Source organism: Flavobacterium sp. U410 (assembly GCF_053570605.1).
Genome location: NZ_JBSEFI010000009.1, coordinates 103603 through 120113 on the forward strand (window position 1 = coordinate 103603; position 16511 = coordinate 120113).

20 protein-coding genes are annotated in these 16511 nt (G+C 32.5%); 3 read left to right on the plus strand and 17 right to left on the minus strand.

What is annotated here, in order from left to right; genetic code table 11:
• Position 1: 1 nt before the first annotated feature.
• Genes ACUSJC_RS08015 through ACUSJC_RS08025 form a run of 3 tightly spaced genes read right to left on the minus strand, consistent with a single transcriptional unit; the run spans position 2 to position 3736 of the window.
• On the minus strand, positions 2-2317 hold the full coding sequence (locus ACUSJC_RS08015) for an ATP-binding protein (protein WP_449269045.1): 2316 nt from the start codon (positions 2315-2317) through the stop codon (positions 2-4).
• Positions 2317-3528 (minus strand): DNA cytosine methyltransferase, encoded by a 1212-nt coding sequence (locus ACUSJC_RS08020; protein WP_449269046.1) that lies wholly within the window; start codon positions 3526-3528, stop codon positions 2317-2319. The genes ACUSJC_RS08015 and ACUSJC_RS08020 overlap by 1 nt, the downstream gene beginning before the upstream one ends.
• Entirely contained in the window at positions 3518-3736 is a 219-nt protein-coding gene (locus ACUSJC_RS08025) for a helix-turn-helix transcriptional regulator (RefSeq protein WP_449269047.1), read from the minus strand. The genes ACUSJC_RS08020 and ACUSJC_RS08025 overlap by 11 nt, the downstream gene beginning before the upstream one ends.
• 168 nt (positions 3737-3904) lie before the next feature.
• On the opposite strand from ACUSJC_RS08025, the gene ACUSJC_RS08030 reads away from it, so the two are divergent.
• Positions 3905-4105 carry a hypothetical protein gene (locus tag ACUSJC_RS08030; RefSeq protein ID WP_449269048.1) on the plus strand — a complete coding sequence of 67 codons (201 nt, stop codon included), beginning with the start codon at positions 3905-3907 and terminating at the stop codon, positions 4103-4105.
• Between the two features lie 362 nt (positions 4106-4467).
• On the opposite strand, the gene ACUSJC_RS08035 is transcribed toward ACUSJC_RS08030, so the two are convergent.
• Positions 4468-5109 carry a DUF6515 family protein gene (locus ACUSJC_RS08035; protein WP_449269049.1) on the minus strand — a complete coding sequence of 214 codons (642 nt, stop codon included), beginning with the start codon at positions 5107-5109 and terminating at the stop codon, positions 4468-4470.
• Positions 5110-5317: 208 nt separating this feature from the next.
• On the opposite strand from ACUSJC_RS08035, the gene ACUSJC_RS08040 reads away from it, so the two are divergent.
• Both ACUSJC_RS08040 and ACUSJC_RS08045 read left to right on the plus strand, forming a co-directional pair.
• Positions 5318-5821: a hypothetical protein gene (locus ACUSJC_RS08040; RefSeq protein WP_449269050.1), complete on the plus strand. Its 504-nt coding sequence runs from the start codon at positions 5318-5320 to the stop codon at positions 5819-5821.
• 8 nt (positions 5822-5829) lie between these two features.
• Positions 5830-7503 carry an ABC1 kinase family protein gene (locus tag ACUSJC_RS08045; RefSeq protein ID WP_449269051.1) on the plus strand — a complete coding sequence of 558 codons (1674 nt, stop codon included), beginning with the start codon at positions 5830-5832 and terminating at the stop codon, positions 7501-7503.
• A gap of 1 nt (position 7504) precedes the next feature.
• Here ACUSJC_RS08045 and ACUSJC_RS08050 read toward each other — a convergent pair whose 3' ends face one another.
• From ACUSJC_RS08050 to ACUSJC_RS08110, 13 genes are all read right to left on the minus strand, one after another.
• A complete protein-coding gene (locus ACUSJC_RS08050) occupies positions 7505-7855 on the minus strand; it encodes a DUF2200 domain-containing protein (RefSeq protein ID WP_449269052.1) in 351 nt (116 codons plus the stop codon).
• 44 nt (positions 7856-7899) lie between these two features.
• Complete coding sequence (locus ACUSJC_RS08055) at positions 7900-8481, minus strand: NAD(P)H-dependent oxidoreductase (RefSeq protein ID WP_449269053.1); 582 nt, start codon at positions 8479-8481, stop codon at positions 7900-7902.
• Positions 8482-8541: 60 nt separating this feature from the next.
• A complete protein-coding gene (locus ACUSJC_RS08060) occupies positions 8542-9108 on the minus strand; it encodes a Crp/Fnr family transcriptional regulator (protein WP_449269054.1) in 567 nt (188 codons plus the stop codon).
• Positions 9109-9558: 450 nt separating this feature from the next.
• Entirely contained in the window at positions 9559-9975 is a 417-nt protein-coding gene (locus ACUSJC_RS08065) for a hypothetical protein (protein WP_449269055.1), read from the minus strand.
• A gap of 76 nt (positions 9976-10051) precedes the next feature.
• Complete coding sequence (locus tag ACUSJC_RS08070) at positions 10052-10528, minus strand: hypothetical protein (protein ID WP_449269056.1); 477 nt, start codon at positions 10526-10528, stop codon at positions 10052-10054.
• Positions 10529-10725: 197 nt separating this feature from the next.
• Positions 10726-10878 carry a PIN domain-containing protein gene (locus tag ACUSJC_RS08075; protein ID WP_449269057.1) on the minus strand — a complete coding sequence of 51 codons (153 nt, stop codon included), beginning with the start codon at positions 10876-10878 and terminating at the stop codon, positions 10726-10728.
• Between the two features lie 2 nt (positions 10879-10880).
• Entirely contained in the window at positions 10881-11276 is a 396-nt protein-coding gene (locus ACUSJC_RS08080; protein WP_449269058.1) for a hypothetical protein, read from the minus strand.
• A gap of 29 nt (positions 11277-11305) precedes the next feature.
• On the minus strand, positions 11306-12055 hold the full coding sequence (locus ACUSJC_RS08085; RefSeq protein ID WP_449269059.1) for a hypothetical protein: 750 nt from the start codon (positions 12053-12055) through the stop codon (positions 11306-11308).
• A 173-nt stretch (positions 12056-12228) separates the two neighbouring features.
• A complete protein-coding gene (locus ACUSJC_RS08090; RefSeq protein ID WP_449269060.1) occupies positions 12229-12834 on the minus strand; it encodes a hypothetical protein in 606 nt (201 codons plus the stop codon).
• A 281-nt stretch (positions 12835-13115) separates the two neighbouring features.
• On the minus strand, positions 13116-13571 hold the full coding sequence (locus tag ACUSJC_RS08095; RefSeq protein WP_449269061.1) for a hypothetical protein: 456 nt from the start codon (positions 13569-13571) through the stop codon (positions 13116-13118).
• Between the two features lie 3 nt (positions 13572-13574).
• Complete coding sequence (locus ACUSJC_RS08100) at positions 13575-14825, minus strand: hypothetical protein (protein ID WP_449269062.1); 1251 nt, start codon at positions 14823-14825, stop codon at positions 13575-13577.
• A complete protein-coding gene (locus ACUSJC_RS08105) occupies positions 14825-16054 on the minus strand; it encodes a DNA cytosine methyltransferase (protein WP_449269063.1) in 1230 nt (409 codons plus the stop codon). Before ACUSJC_RS08105 ends, ACUSJC_RS08100 begins: the two co-directional genes overlap by 1 nt.
• A partial coding sequence (locus tag ACUSJC_RS08110) for a helix-turn-helix domain-containing protein (RefSeq protein WP_449269064.1) occupies positions 16044-16511 on the minus strand: 468 nt, incomplete at its 5' end. The genes ACUSJC_RS08110 and ACUSJC_RS08105, both read right to left, overlap by 11 nt.

Consider the following 16511-nt stretch of genomic DNA (forward strand, 5'->3'; position numbering starts at 1 on the left):
CTTAATTTTTGAAGGAAATGACAAACTCAACCCCTTTATTTACTTTATTATTAACCGTTATTGTTCCTTTCAATTTCTCAATAATTTCTTTTACGTGGTACAATCCAATACCCGTTCCTCGCCTTGATGTAGTAAAGCCAAAATCAAAAATGTTGTCAAGAATATTGTCTTTGATTCCAGCTCCGTCATCTTTAAAGGTTAATTGAATGGTATCACCTAATTTGCTCCAATTTAATACAACTTTTGATGCCCCGTGTTTTGATGAATTGCTGATAAGGTTATCTAAAACAATTACAATATCAATAGGATTGAATTTGAAGTTTAATTCTAAACCTTTTGGTGAGTGTATTTCAATATTTAGTAATTCACGATTGATGCGTAAATCTTCCCTTTGCTTGTAAACGTTGGTAAGATATTCGTTGATGAAAGAAACAAGGTCAGTACTTAAATTATTGGAATGTATATTGAAATTAACTTTTTTGAAATACTTTGAAAATGATGTGATTTTCTCGTTTTGTTGACTAATTCGTTTTACAATGTTAAATAATTCATCTTTTGAAACGTCTTTGTTTATTGCCTTTACAAGGTTTTCAATATCTGTTTTGAGTAGACTTGTTGTTAAACCAATGTGATGTAGAATACTTTCCAAGTTTTTGGTATCATCACTAATTTCCGATTGTAAAAAGTTTTTTTGGCTGGTAACAATATCTAATTTTTGTTCGGTTTCTTTTTGTAGGGTTAGGGCTTTTTCTCTTTCCTCTCGGTCTTTTTGTGCATCCGCTTTTATTTCTTTGACGGCTTTTTCAATTCTTTTAGCTTCTTTTACTAACTCAGGGTTGTCAGAATTAGCTGCAACTTTGGCTATGTTTTTTACAATCTTGTCAACACTCTTTTCTTGCTTACTCTCAATAATTTCAAGAAAATCTTTGTCGTACTGAATATCAATGACATTTTTGGAGTTGATAAAGCCGGAAATGAGTTCTAAAATTTGAATTTTAACGTCTTTTGCCCATAATTCCGGTCGTATCTCTCCGGTTTCTTTATTAACTTTTTCATCTCCCCATTGAATAACATTGACCACATAATTTTCCAATCTTTTTAGAACATAATCGTAGAAAAATTCTACCAAATTGTAATAAGTAGGATTTTTCACTAAACCTCCATCTCTACTGGTGGTTTCTTTCAATTCAGGCTGTTCTCCGTTGATTTCAATTCTACCAATCAAATCACGAGTTCCAAGAAAACGGTTATAACCTTGCTGTTTTCGGTTATCTATTAAAAGTAAATCTTCTCCCGGTTCTCCATACGGATATACTCTAAATCCGTTTTTATACATAAAAACAGAACCAAACTTTACAGGTTCCATTCCCATTGTTCGGGTGAAGTTGGATTTTGCGGTTCTATTTAGTTGAAAAAGGTAAACCGAAATGTTTTTTAAGTCGGAATATGGATTTTTTTCTTTTAGAAAATATATGGGGTCGTTTCTATCTTGTAAGGTTGTTTCTATAAAGTTGCCATCAGCACTGATTTGTACAAGAATGTTAGATGTTTTTATTTCAAGCGTTTCAAAAATGGTATTCCTTATGGTTCCGTTGACAATATCCCAATCATCTCTTGATTTTCCTTTTTTATTTGGCTTTTTGTCAATATAAATTTCTTCTTTGGCAATAATCTCAATATCAAATTTTTCGCTGTCATTTCCCTGATTGGGATTAATTAGTTTTGCTAATGATTTTTTTAAATCTAAAATTCTTTTTCTGTCCCAATTATCTCGCAGTCCGGTAATTTCGAGAATTGTTCCACTTTTAATTTTATATGAAGTGTCTTTCAGCTCATTATGTGTAACCTTGATGTTTACAAACTCTTCTTCATCAGCATTTTCAAAATCTTCCCAATGCACTACAAGATTTTCAATTTTAGGATTGGGTTCGTCTTTTATCGTGATTAAATCCAAATGTTTCCCCAATCTATCACACGAAAAGCGACCAACACCTTTTGCTCCGGCAAATACCCGTTGTGTCTTTATCTTATCTCTATAATCTTCATTTTCTTTTCCCAAACGTTTGGCAGAATAGGCTACAAACAACCACTTGTTTTTAAGGTCATCATAGTTCATTCCTTTGCCATTATCTTTGATTATGATTTTGGCATTATCGGGATTGTAATTGTCTTCAAAAATGACTTCAACCTTTGTTGCATTTGCATCAAAGGAGTTTTTAACCAATTCAAAAACAGCAACAAACTCATCAGTAATCAATTCTTTACCAATGAGGTCTTTTAATGCTGCACTTATTTTGAATGATTCAGTATTCGCCATTAAATAAGTTGTTTTAATATCAATCCTGCCTGCTCGCCAAATAGTGGTGGAATCGCATTTCCAACCTGTGTATATCTTGGAACTTCCATTTTTCGCAATTTTCCACCTGTTGTATATTTTCCTTTAAAGTCAAACCAATCGGGAAAACTTTGTAATCTGGCACATTCTCGAACAGTTAAAATACGAGGCTCGCAATAATGTATCATATCATCAGGATGCGAAGTAACGGTTGGAGCTTGTTCCTTTGGCTGTAATGGAACTAAAACCTGTGTAGAAAGTCCGATTTTCTTTTTCAAATCTTCAGATATATTTTTACATTCTGTTGAAACAGATTGGACATAGCTTAATCGCTCAATTACTTTTTGAGAATGTTTAGTGAAACTATGACTATTGGGAATTTTATCATCCTCATTTTCCTTTCGGACAAATCGTTGATAATTAGATTTTGTTTTATGATAAAATCCGCTTTTAAAACCTTTTCTATCAGGTGTTTCAATCGTTTTTTTACTGCGGATTAAGTCTGAAAGAGCTTCTTCAATAGTTGGTTTTACAGAAAGTTCTTTCTCAGCTAAAAAAGAAAACTTGTTGTTTTCAATGAGATTGAAAAAACTTTTTGCTTTTTCTACACTCGAATCTTTGATGTCGTTTCTGATGCCAACAAGAATAAAACGTGTCCGCTTTTGTGGAATTCCATAATCTCCAAAGTTGACTAGTTGACCAAAAACATTATAGCCCTCTTGGGTTAATTTATCAGTAACAATTTGAGAGTATTTTTTCCCTTTTTGTTTATTGTTTTTAAACTCCATTGTAAAACCTTTTACATTCTCAAAAAAGATAAGTTTAGGTTTCACTAGCGAAACAAATTCAATGTATGAATTGATTAAAGTATTACGTTCATCTTTTTCATTTCTTCTTCCGGCAATGGAAAAACCTTGACAAGGTGGTCCACCCGCAATTAAGGTTACTTTGCCTTGTAGTTTTTTTAATTTATCAGAATAGTTTTCAATAACTTCATTAATGTCGTGTGCTTCTTGTGGGAACCATTTAGGCCACTCAAAATGATTTATTTTTTTAATCAAGTTATGCTCTAACGTTTGAAAAGCGTGTGGGCTTTTTTCAATTGCAAACAAGCCTTTCCATTCAGAACGATTTAGGCCAAGTGATAGTCCGCCACAACCAGCAAATAAATCAATATAGATATTACTTTTCATCTTTGGTTGGATTTAGTAACTCTCTTATATCAACATCAAGTGCCTCAGCAATATCAACCAAAGTTTCAAGAGAAGGTTGCATATCATTGGTACACCATCTTGAAACAGTAGTTCTATTTTTATCTACTTTTTCAGAAAGCCACTTATTAGTTCTATCCTTTTCAGCTAGTACAACTCTAATTCTATTAATCTGCTTTTTAGATGTCATTTGAATCGTATTACATTATATAAATAGCAAGTAGAACAAATTTAATTAATAAATTTTTTTTTAATTCATTCTTTTTAAGATATATTTGTTGTTTAAAACGATTCATTAATTGTGTATTTTAGTTTTAATGAATCGTATAAAGAATCAAAATTTAAAATAAACTTTTTTATGAGTAAGAGATATACCAAATCAGATTTAGAAGAGATTGTGTATAGACAACTAGAAAACCTAAACGCTATGCACGACTTATTGAGGATTATGAAAGTCCAGAATGATTTAATCCAAAACATTAACCAAGCTCTTCGTGAAGAAATAGGTCAATTCAAAGAACGACAATTTAAGTATCCAACAAATAGAGGTTCGAAGTGATGATTACCAGTAGCTGTAGGGAAATTAAGCTCTTTTGGTTTTTCAGGATAGAAGTGGGAGGTAGCAAAATTAATGTACGGCTGGTTTTTTCCTGAATGAAGCACAACCAGTAAACATCACCAAATATATATAATTTTTTAGTTGGTAAGAATTACTGTTGTAAGGATATTTTTCATTTTGAAGAGAATTTCATTGTCTTACCATATTTTATACATCTTAAATACCATCTTGGTTCTTAAGACGCTTAAAAATTTTCTTTATAAAATAAACAATAAAAATCCCGGAATTACTTTTAAAAGTATCCGGGATTTTCGGGGTTTTGAGGGTGCTAATCTTAAAATCTAACTCTTATGGATCTTCAATTAATTTATATAACCTATAACCTGATAAGCTCTTTCTCCGTTATAATATACTTTATCATATAAAATACCATTGTATTCATAATATGTATTTCCATCTACAACAACTTTTTCATAATCTACCGGAATAGCATAAACAATAGCTCCTACAGGTGGCGTAACAACGGTATATTCACTTCCGCTTCCGGTATAATAGGTTCCTTCATAGTAGAAATAGTTTCCGCCATTAATAGTTACCACAATATAACCTGTAGGTAACAAACCGATGTGTAAACCAACTGGAGGTGCTGTGCGAACATAATTGTTGTTTACTCTTTTGTAATAATAACCGCCATTTGCATAATATTCGTTGTTTTGGTGTACCACTTTATGCATGTTTTGATTATTATCATTTCTAACCACTACCACTTTTGGTTCCGATTTTTTGTACGTAACCTGATTTCTGTCAACATTGCGCGGTTGAGGTTGTTTATCGACAGCAACCGTTCTAGGTTGTTGAGTGTTAGTATTGCTTCTTGTACTATTGTTTGTAGTGCTGTTATTTCTGCTTCCTGAATTGGTAGAAGATCTTCTGTTTTGAGCACTTGTCCCTACGAATGCAGCTAATAATAAAGCTGTTAATCCAAATTTTGTTATTGCTTTCATAATACTTTAAATTTTGATTGGTTAAATCCAAAGTCTGTACCAAATGTATGATTAGTTGTGCTCAACAAGTAATAGAATAGACGAATCACGGAATTTTATAGACCAAAAAGCCAAATTAATAGACGAAAAAGAGTTACATGGAATTCCGTAATCGTGTTACTAAAGAGTTAGGAAATCTTTTGTACTTTTACCTTACAAAACAATTGACATGAAAGTATTCTATCTTATGTTTTTTTTCCTTTTTTCTGCTATTGCATTTGCTCAGATTCAGCATTGCGGTTATGATTTCACATCATATTTAGTTGTAGATGCTCATGAAAACGGAAAAACGGAGAATATCAAAGAGTTAAAGGTCACTATTGTTGATGAGAACGGAAAAGACGTAATCAATGTTAACAATATGTACAGTTGGAACAAAGCTAATTTACCTTTACTGTTTGCTCAAAATTATTTGATAAGCAAAGAAAAAGAAAAGGAACGTTATTTTTTTCCTTACGCTAAGGATCAATATTTTTTATCGGTGACCAATACTTTTCCGGCAGAACAGTTCAGTATTAAAATTGAAGATCCGAAAGGAATATTTCAAACACAGGTTTTTCCGTTACAAAGCTATAATCTGTACATTTTATGCTCGGCAGAAAACGAAAGACAAGCACGCTCTTTTGGTCCGAGAAGCAATAAGCCAATAGAGATTATTTTAGAAAAAAAATAAGCAAATTCATGAGTATTTTAGATAAAAAACAGGCAAGCCGATATAAAAAATTGGCAATGGTATTAACTCAATATGGTTTTGAAGATCTATTGGCGGCTTCAGGATTGTTTCAATATCTGCCAACATCTTATCTGGAAAAACATCAGGCTTTGAAAAGCAATTTAGAGCATTCCACTTATGAACGCATTCGAATGGTTCTGGAAGAATTGGGACCGACTTATGTGAAATTCGGACAAATTTTCAGTAATCGAGAAGATTTGCTTCCTAAAGCCTTACTAGAAGAATTAGCCAAATTGCAAGACAAAGTTCCCGCAAAAGACACTATTGATATAAAAGTCTTGTTAGAAACGGAATTTAAAATCAATCCTAATGATTATTTTCTCCATATTGAGACAGAACCATTAGCGGCTGCATCAATGGCTCAGGTTTACAGAGGAACATTGCTCAATGGAGAAAAGGTAGTTTTCAAAGTACAGCGCCCTGATATAAAAGAGATCATAGAAGCAGATATTCAAATCATGAAATCGCTGGCAAAAACTTTAGAAAATTACAGTACTACTTTGCAATCTTTTCAACCGGTTAATATGGTTGAAACTTTTGAAGAAAGTATTCTGGAAGAACTTGATTTCACCCGGGAATTAGCCAATTTAGAGCGCTTTGCTGCAAATTTTAAAAACGAACCTAATCTACATGTTCCGTATGCTTACAAAGAGCTTTCGAATAGACGAATGATTTGTATGGAATATATAGAAGGGATCAAGATCAGTAATATTACAAAGCTGGATGAATTAGGTGTTGACAGAAAAGAATTGGCTAAAATAGGTGTCGATCTATATTTGAAACAAATCATTGAGTTTGGATTCTTTCATGCCGATCCGCATCCGGGTAATTTATTTTTTCTCCCCGAAAGAGAGCAACTTTGCTTTATTGATTTCGGAATGATGGGAAGAATCCTGACTTCGGAAAGGGAATTGTTAGAAGATTTGATTTTGTATTTTGTTCGTAAGGATACCAAAAAAATTATTGGAACCATTGAAAAAATAGCCATAAAATGCGATATAGCGGATAGAAAAAAAGTCGAATATGAACTGACTAAACTATTAGGCGAAGCGGATATGATGACGCTTCAAGATATTAAACTTGATGAAGGAATAGGTAAGTTTAAAGAAATACTAACAGAAAACAAAGTCATATTACCCCATTATTTGTATATGCTAATGAGAGCTTTGTTAATTGTTGACGCTATCGGACTAAAACTCGATCCCGAATATAGTTTAATGTCAAACGTAGAACCGTATATCACAACTATTATCAGCAGAAGATTTAGTCCAAAGCGCATTTTCAATAAAGTGGTTAAACGTTTTGAAGAAGTTTACGATCTGGTGGATAATTTACCGGGAGATATTAAAGAAATTCTGGAAAAAACAAAACATGGCGAACTGAAAATTAAGCATGAGATTCATGGATTAGATGATATGCGTGATACCATTCAAAAAGCGAGTAATCGTTTGGTTTTAGCAATCATTATAGCTGCTTTATCTGTGGGTTCTTCCATTTTGGTATTTGCTAATATGCCTCCGAAAATTTACAATGTTCCGTTTTTGGGCTTTATAGGCTTTATCATTTCAGGAGTGTTAAGTTTACGACTAGCCTATTCTATTTTTAAAAGCGGAAAGTATTAAGCTATTTTCTTAAGATCTTTTCCATACTTTTCCCTTTGGCTAATTCGTCTACTAATTTATCCAAATATCTGATTTTTTGCATTAAAGGTTCTTCAATGTCTTCTACTCGGTAACCGCAAATGACACCCGTAATTTTTGAAACGTTAGGATTGAGTTGAGGTGCTTTGGCAAAGAACGTTTCGAAGTTCGTTTTTTGATCCAAATGAAATTGTAAACCTTTCGCATCATAACCCGTTAACCAAAAAATAATTTCATCGACTTCAGCTTGGGTACGTCCTTTCTTTTCCGCTTTAGTGATGTAATGCGGATACACTCCGGAAAAAGACATTTTATACACGCGTTCGTTGTTCATTTTGATTTAAAGTTAAGTAGTGTAGCAAATATATATTTAAAAAATCACTTCACTTTTTTGCCTAACATTTCAACTTCTTTCAGCCATTTTTTTCTTTTTTGATGCTCTGTATTTTTTACAGGACCAAAATAAGTCACTTTCACCGGTTTTACACCGCAAAATTCTAAAGTCGATTTTTTCAATTGGTTTACACTTGGTCTGCCAAAAAAGAGTCTGTAATACCAGGAAGGTTGATCGAGAGTTGTGATAATATGGCCTGTTTTTCCGGCTAATAATTTGTCCCACCAAACTGAATTTTCTCGATATTGAAAAGCAAATCCCGGTAAAAAAAGTCGGTCTATAAATCCTTTAGTGATAGCCGGAAGTCCGCCCCACCACACCGGATGAATCCAAACTAAATGATCTGCCCATTGAATTTTTTGCCAAGCTTCCAGTAAATCGGGTTCTAGTTCTGTTCTTTTTTGGTAACCAAATTGTAGATTAGGATTAAAGTTAAGTTCCGAAATGATAATCTCTTTCACCTCATTCCCTGATTGTTTAGCTCCGTTTTTATACGCTTCGGCAATTCCGAAATTGAATGAATCTTTATTGGGATGCCCGTTAATGATAACTACTTTTTTACTCATTTTTTTAATTTTAATATGACAAATGTAGTTATGTTGTTTCCTTAATAACAGGACATTTGTCTAAAAAGAAATTTCTTTTCGCAAGCGACTTAAATGGCGTTGGGTGATTCCTAAATAAGAAGCCAGATATTTTAAAGGAACCTTCCGGATATATTCCGGTTGTTTATTTATAAGTTCCTTATAACGGTGTAAAGCTTCATTTTTTTGAAGTTGAAAGATGCGCTTTTCTAACTCTATATATTGTTGTTCGGCAATGATCTTTAAAAATTTGATCCAATTCGGATTATTTTGTTCTAACCCCTGAATATTCTCTTTTGAAAACAATAACAATTCGACATCTGAAATAGCTTCTATATTTTCATTGGTAGGCTGTTGCGTGATAAAGGAAGAATAGGCCGTCATAAAATGGTTCGGAAAGCTTATACAATACGTAATATCTTCTTCTTTGTTTGAAAAATAAAATGAACGGAGTAGTCCGCTTAATACAAATGCAACGTATTGACAAGTTTCACCTTCTTTAATAAACAAATCCCCTTTTTTTAATTGTTTGGAAATACCAAGATCTATAAAAGAATTAATTTCTTTATCTGATAATAAACCAAAGGAGTTTAAATATTCTTTTAGCATTAGTTTGTGTTACGGTTTTGACGGAATTAGGTAAAAATACTTAAATTATATAATAAAAAACGTTTTTGTGATAGGAGATAAGTAGGGAAAAGGCGATCTATGTTTTTTAATGAAGTAGTTTTTGACTTCTATTATTTACAATTTCAATAAATTTGTTTTCATATTCAGTAGCTCCCGTACATGTAAAGCAGAAATTTAAAATTGTAATTTCTTTTCCATTTAGGGAGTCTTTATACATCAACTCTTCCGGACAGCCACCATAACCGCAGACTTTTTTTATAATTAATGCTAACGGTCTTCAGCTATAAAATTGTGGCGAAAAACCACAAACTGAGCCATTCCAAATATAAAATTAAATTTTGAATTTTAGGAGATAAGAGTACAAAGTGCCAAAAATCGGAAAGTTCGTCAAACCAAGCCATTACTTGTAACCGATGTTGTAAGTAGTTATTATAATTTTTTCCAATAGTTAGAATCTTCTTTTTTAAGATAAAGATTAAGTTGTTTTAAATATTCTTCGGCTAATATTTTACTATTTGTATGTTTTTCAAATTCCTCACGAATGAATTCATCAATTCTAAAAATAGTATTATTGGGAAAGAATTTAATTATTTCTTTATCAATTTCGAGTACAATTCTGTCAGCATCAAATAATTTATTTACAATCCAACTGTATTTAATTTTAGGATAGCAAATATTCAAAATTCCATTTTCATAAATGTTAAAGCTAAAGTCATATTTACTTTCCTTAAATTTCCCTTCTAAAATCCCGATTTTGTCATATTCTAATTCTTTATCATTATTCGAAATTTTAGACAATAACTCTTTTTCAGAACTTACGGTTATATATTCTAGATAGTATCCCATATAATTAGCTTAAAAACATTAGGTTATGGTTAAATATTTGAAATTTATTAGATTAAGTTTTGAAATTCTGAGTAAATTATACAATATTAGAATTAGATTTTTTTGTAATTTCTTTTAGGTCAAAATGTAATTTTCTAAGTTGAGAGTTATTAAATCCAAGAAAATTGCTATTTAATTCATCAATTTCTTTATCGGAATCAAAAATAATCAACCTAAGTTTGGGTATCATACTATTCTTTTTTCCATTTCCAGTTTTCAATTCGGATTTTAAATTATAAAATTTGATTTTAATATCCTTTGACGAAAAGAGTGACTCTTTACTTATTTCTATTGATTGATGAGAAATATTAACGTTGATTTCTCTGATTTTGGAACTTGTTAATCCTGTTATTATTAAAGCGCTACCCAACAAAGGCCCAGCTATTGCCCATATATCAGGATAAATGTTATTTTTGAATAGATATAAAAAAAATCCTAGAATTGATATTCCACTCACTAGCTCTAACAAAAAAATCATTTTGAGCGGAATATAATGCTGATAAATGTTTTTCAAGTTTATGTTTTTTATAATTAATGCTAACGGTCCTCAGCTATAAAATTGTGGCGAAAAACCACAAACTGAGCCATTCCAAATATAAAATTAAATTTTGAATTTTCGGAGATACGAGTACAAAGTGCTAACCGGTGAAACAAAAATCGGAAAGTTCGTCAAACCAAGCCATTACTTGTAACCGATGTTGTAAGTAGTTTTTATCCATTTACTAACTCTTCTACAGTCAATACTTTTCCTCCGAGTTCGATTACTTTATTTTTGAATTTTTTATCATTTGTAATTAAAGTTAGATTATTTTTGATTGCAGTTTCTCCGATTAAGGCATCGTTTGTTTTTTTATAATTTCCCATTCTCAATTTTCAATCAAATCTCCATCTCCAATTTTAGCAGAACCAATTCTCGAAGTTCCGATTATAAAAGATTCAGTTGCTATTTTTTCTGGTCTAATTTCAATCATAAAATTAAAAAGAAGGGCTCTTTTTTCTTTATCCTCACATTCATTTAACTCGTCAACTTGGATATGAGTTATATAAAGTTCTTTACTCTTACTTTTCACAATTTTCAAATCAAGTTTTCCAGTTATTAAATCATCAAAAACATTTGAGTCAAATATTAATTTCATAGTCTCGATCAAAATTGCTGTTAATGGTTTGCATATGACTTGTGGCGGTTTCGAAGCACTTTCCTGTCCACCGAGATCAAAGCTGGCTACGTAGCGAAAGCCTTGCGGGCAGATGTTCCCCGCCATAAGCTATATGCTTTGTTAGCAAACGTTTTTTATAATTTATATCCAATCATCAGCAATTCTTCTTTCGGACGATCCAAGTCAAAGTCAGCACTAAATTCATGGTTTTGTTTGTCTCTCAAGATTGCTCCTGAAATGTGCAAGTATCTTTTACCGTCTTCAGTTTCATTAATCCTAAATCCATAGGGTAGAAACTCCTTTAATTCGCCAAATTGAGAATCAATATTTTCCATATTAGTAACTAGTTCATTTTTGTTATACTTGGCAACAGAAGAATCACTTAGAAGAGGCTTTATTTCTTGGAACTGTTTTGACTTTATTAATTCAACTACTTTCTCAACGGTCGGCATTCGACTTGCAACAATATCAAGTTGTTCAACTGGATATTTAAAGGTCATTTCTTCACCATCATTGAATTTAAGTACAGAATGGATTTCGTCATAGTTGTTTTTCTCGTCTTTCAGATTTTTGTAAAACAAGTAAGCAACATTCGAAGCAGGCATTTGAGCAACTTTAGAATAACTTTCAATTACTTCACTTTGGCTCATTTCAAGTTCGAAATACTTTGATTTCCCTTCGTCTGTAGAAGCTGAAGCTCCGACTGCATATTTACATTGTCCGCCATAGAATTCAAGTATTTCCTTTACTCCTTTGTCTTCATTGTCCGTAATACTTACAAAATTTGAAAGCAAAGTGTTTTTTTGTTTACTGTCTTTCTTCTCTGTACAACTTGTCATTAGTGCAATCAGTCCAAATAGTAAAATTGTCTGTTTAAATTTCATTTTTCGTTGTCTTTTTTAATGTTTGCTAACGATCCTCGGCTATAAAATTGTGGCGAAAAATCACAAACCGAGCCATTCCAAATATAAAATTTAATTTCGAATTTTTAGGAGACATGAATGAAGTGAATTGGCGAAATAAAATTTGAAAACCCAGTCATGATTTATAGCCGATGTTAATTGACGTTGTAACTTATAAATTTGTCTTTTTTACTTTTTTTATCAGTTATTTTGATTGTTTTTTCATCAATCCATCCTTCTATTTCAAAGTTATTTTCTAAAAGTTGCCTATAGATTGGAACATATGGTAAGTTTGTTAAATCATTACAATCATAAATTACTAATTCAGTAGGACAAGCCCAATAACAGCCCATAACAGCTAATTTGGTTTTGTCAGGAGAAATAAAAATATCTACCCAAATGAAGGGATCATCTTCAGAATAGAAACTATAAAGTTTTTGTTCTGAAATGTCCAAAATAGATTGACCTCCTTGCACTTCCGGGAAAAGTAAATAGTCATTTCCATTCTTACAAATCCAAGTATGAAAATCATCGTCATGATTTGTTAAATATTCAAAGATTACTTTTTGATTTTCAAGATGATGAACATAAATTTTTGAAATTATCCAATCTGAATTACTTTTAGATTGTTTGTAATGTTCAGTTTCAATATAATAGAGTCCATATTCAGATTGAGAAATCAGTTTAGTAAAACCTAAACTAGAGTTTATATCAAAATGTGTTTTAATCTCTTCTCTTATTTTTTCTATTTCGTTTATCATACCGTAAAGTTTGGAAACAATGGCTGTTAACGGTTCTCAGCTATACGCAGGCAGGGATTTTAACCACTGAATTTCCTACGAAGAACTGAACTTTAAATTTCCCACTTTCCTGTCCTACGAAGCACGAAAACCCTGCTTGCGTATAGGTGATGTTATCGCTTCGGTGTTCTTTTTCGTCCGCTGGTTTGTCGTTCGTTTTGGTCGTGAGGCTGGGCAGACACACTCTTTGCCAAGTTTTGGCTTGCGCGTCGGCTGGTGCGACTTGGCAATGTGTGAGGCTGTTAGGGTAGGGCTTCATTTTTGTCAAAGTTTATTTGTACTTCTCCATTTTCAAGTGTACTAATTAAAAAGTCTATTCCATCAATATTTTCCAGTGATTTTTTAATGTGTTTTTCGATTGCTGGTATTCCAATTCCAAAATAAATTGATGTTACATTAAAATCTGATAATATATTATTCAAGGAATTTGAAAAGTTGCCTATGGTTTTTATTTCCTTTAATTTTTCAAAGTCAGACAATACAAATCTGTCTTTGTTTTCAAAGAATAAAGCCACAGAATTTCTGGTTGCTAAAATGTCTGGAATTATTCCACCTTTGTTTTTTGTTGTTCGGTTTTCATCTGAATTAGGATGAAGTAAAACCCCTGTACCGCTTTGCGGAAAATCATAACTAACTATATTCCAACCATAAGATTGTAGCCAAATGAGTATATTTTTTGTAACGCTTTCTTCTCTCATAATTTAAGCATCTCTCCAAAGTGAACCATCTGTAAAAAGTATAGCATCAGCGAAATAAGAAAAGATGCGTATAGGCTTAGGTTTGCTATATGTTGACCCATATCTGGCGTGCATATAATATCTAGGGATTTCCTCGCTAGTGATATTATGGTATCCTTTAAGTAATAAACTTCGTCTTTCTCCTGTTTCAGCTTGATTTGCAAAATCATCAACTGAACAATTATCACTAATTACCTGAAATGTTTGGTTTTCATAATCAATGTCCATAGTGCCCCAAACCATTACTAAATTAACATCTCTATCTTCAAATGTTTGACCAATTCTACACTTTATATAGTCAATTGCTGCTAAACAACCTGTGAAGGGGTCGCCTTGAGGTCTCCATTTTGATGCAGTATAGTAAAATAGAGTGGTAGCTCGAGATGTCAATAATTCAGAGTTATTTATATTGTAATTTTCTGTATTGTAGGAAGATAAAAAGTTAATTAAAAATTGAGTTGGAAGCTCTATTGAAGAAGTCAAAGGGGAAGAATTTAAATCTCCTCCTTTGTTAGTGTATTCTGTACGCATCCAAAGCCTTTTATTTCTTATTTCCCTTTTCTTAATGAAATTTTTTACTGATTGGATCCCGTTTTGTTCTACTTCAGCTACTAGTAGATTAATATGGTTAAACATCTCTTGAATTTGTCCATCTTGAATTTCTGGGCATCCAGCATATCTCATATTGGATTCCATTCTTCTTCCTTTATTGTTGTTTGAGAAATTTATAGATGACTGCGGATTTGCTGAATGTGTTTGATAATCTGTCGGATAATAATAAAGTAAAACAGGTTTGTCATAAATCTCCATAACATCATCCAATGCTTTAAATATCAATGGGTTGATTTTATCCCATCTGGGATTGCTGTTTAGCCTTGATATAATTGTTGCTTCAGGATAAATGTAAAAAGTTGGCACACCGTTTTCTACTGCTGCTGCAAGTCTAGAAAAACGTTGAAAAGCATTATGACCTGTACCAGCTTCTCTACTTTCTTCAATTGCTAAAATGGGTTCGTTATCAAATTCGATTATTATGTCAGGTGCATCTAAATACAAAATTTTCTTTAAGTGATCGGGAACACTATGAAACAACTTTGGTTTATTAGCGTCACTATCTGGAAGAATTGATTTTGTAATATTTCTGGTAGAAAGAATAGTGTTGTCAATAATAAAATCAGCGAAACTTTCTGAGCTATGCCATATTCTGTAATTCATTATAAATATTTTTTAATTGCAAGTGCAACAGCTTTTGCTAATAATGGTGGAACTGCATTTCCAGTTTGTACTCGTCCTTGAACAGTACCGCCTTTAACTATGAAATCATCTGGAAAACTTTGAATTCTGCAACGTTCACGAATTGACAAACCTCTTGCATCTTCTGGATGTCCAAATTGAAATTGTGGTCTAATTCCTCCTGAAACTTGCGTTGGACTTTGAATATCCCAAGCCAGCCGAATCCTCTGTTTAAACTTTGGATACATTGGTTCTCCTGGTGTGGTATTTTTGATTTTTTCGATTGTATCCTTTGGATGATTTGGAGCAGTATGACACTCTACAGAACCGTTTGTATTTAATCGCATAAGTTCCTGATACTCTGAAAATGGTTCTGTTTTATATTTCTTTTTTGTTTCTTTTGGCTTTAATGAAGGTAAATCACCAATGGCATCTTTAATAGTTACATAAGGTTTTCCAGTTTCAGGACCGTGGGTTTTTTGAATTAAGTTAAAGTCAAATTCTTCGTCTCTGATTCCAACAAAAATTAGCCTGCTTCTTTTTTGAGGAACACCATAATCAGGAGCATAGAGTAATTTGCTTTTCACGGTCATTTTACCTGCTCTTGAAAGGTCTTTTTCTATGTCTTCTACAAAATTACCTGTACTTTTCATTCCAGATACATTTTCCAAAACTACAACCTTAGGTTGCAGAATCTCAATAAAACGCACAAACTCTTTGTACATTAAATTTCTGTCATCTTCTTGGTGTCTCTTTCTATTGTTCAAAGAGAAGCCTTGACAGGGAACTCCTGCAATAATTACGTCTAAAGGTCTGCCATTAAGTAATTCCTTAATTGTATATGGGTCAACTTTTTTAACATCCCCTAAAATTGTTGAACAATTAGGGTGGTTTGCTTTGAATGTTTGAATTGATGGGGCGTGTATATCACAACCCAAAACAACTTCAAAACCAGCCATTTCAAACCCCATTGAAGTTCCTCCACACCCACAAAACAATTCAACAATTATTGGTCTGTCGTTAGGAATTTCTCCACCTTTGGTAAAAACAGGGTCTTTTTTCCAATAGTAACCATTTTCCTCAACTTTAACTGACTTGTCCCAAGCACTTTTTTCTAACACATCTGGCTCAACTTCTCCATAGATGTTGATTTGAGGTTCTTCAACAACTGAAATTTCTGTCGGCATTGTATCAATTAATTTATTTTCCATTTTTTAAAGTGTTGTAAGTGATTTGTTCTTCAGCAACTTTTAATGCAGATAAAGCGGATTCTTCGTCTCTAACTATTGAGTAAACCTTGTTTGCAAGCCACAAAGACTCAAGCTCTTCAATTGGCGTTTTAAAGAGTTCATTCAACTTTGTTAAATCTTCTCTTTTAAGGGGTTTTTGGTCATTTTCAACTTTACTGAGAAACCCTTCTCCAATTCCAAGTTGATATGCTAATTCTCTTTGCTTAAGACCAGCTTGTTCCCTTAATTCTTTTATTTTCTGTCCAAGTGTCATTGTATATTTTTGTACTTGTCTAATTTTGGTCAAAAGTAATAAATTATTTTGATTGTTCTGTCGAGCGTTGGAAAAAAATGGCTCTTTTGGTTTTTTGAGAGTTGGCTCGTGTGTCGGAAAAAACCAAATGTGCCATTTGCGGGTCGGGTTTTTACACTGAGCTAT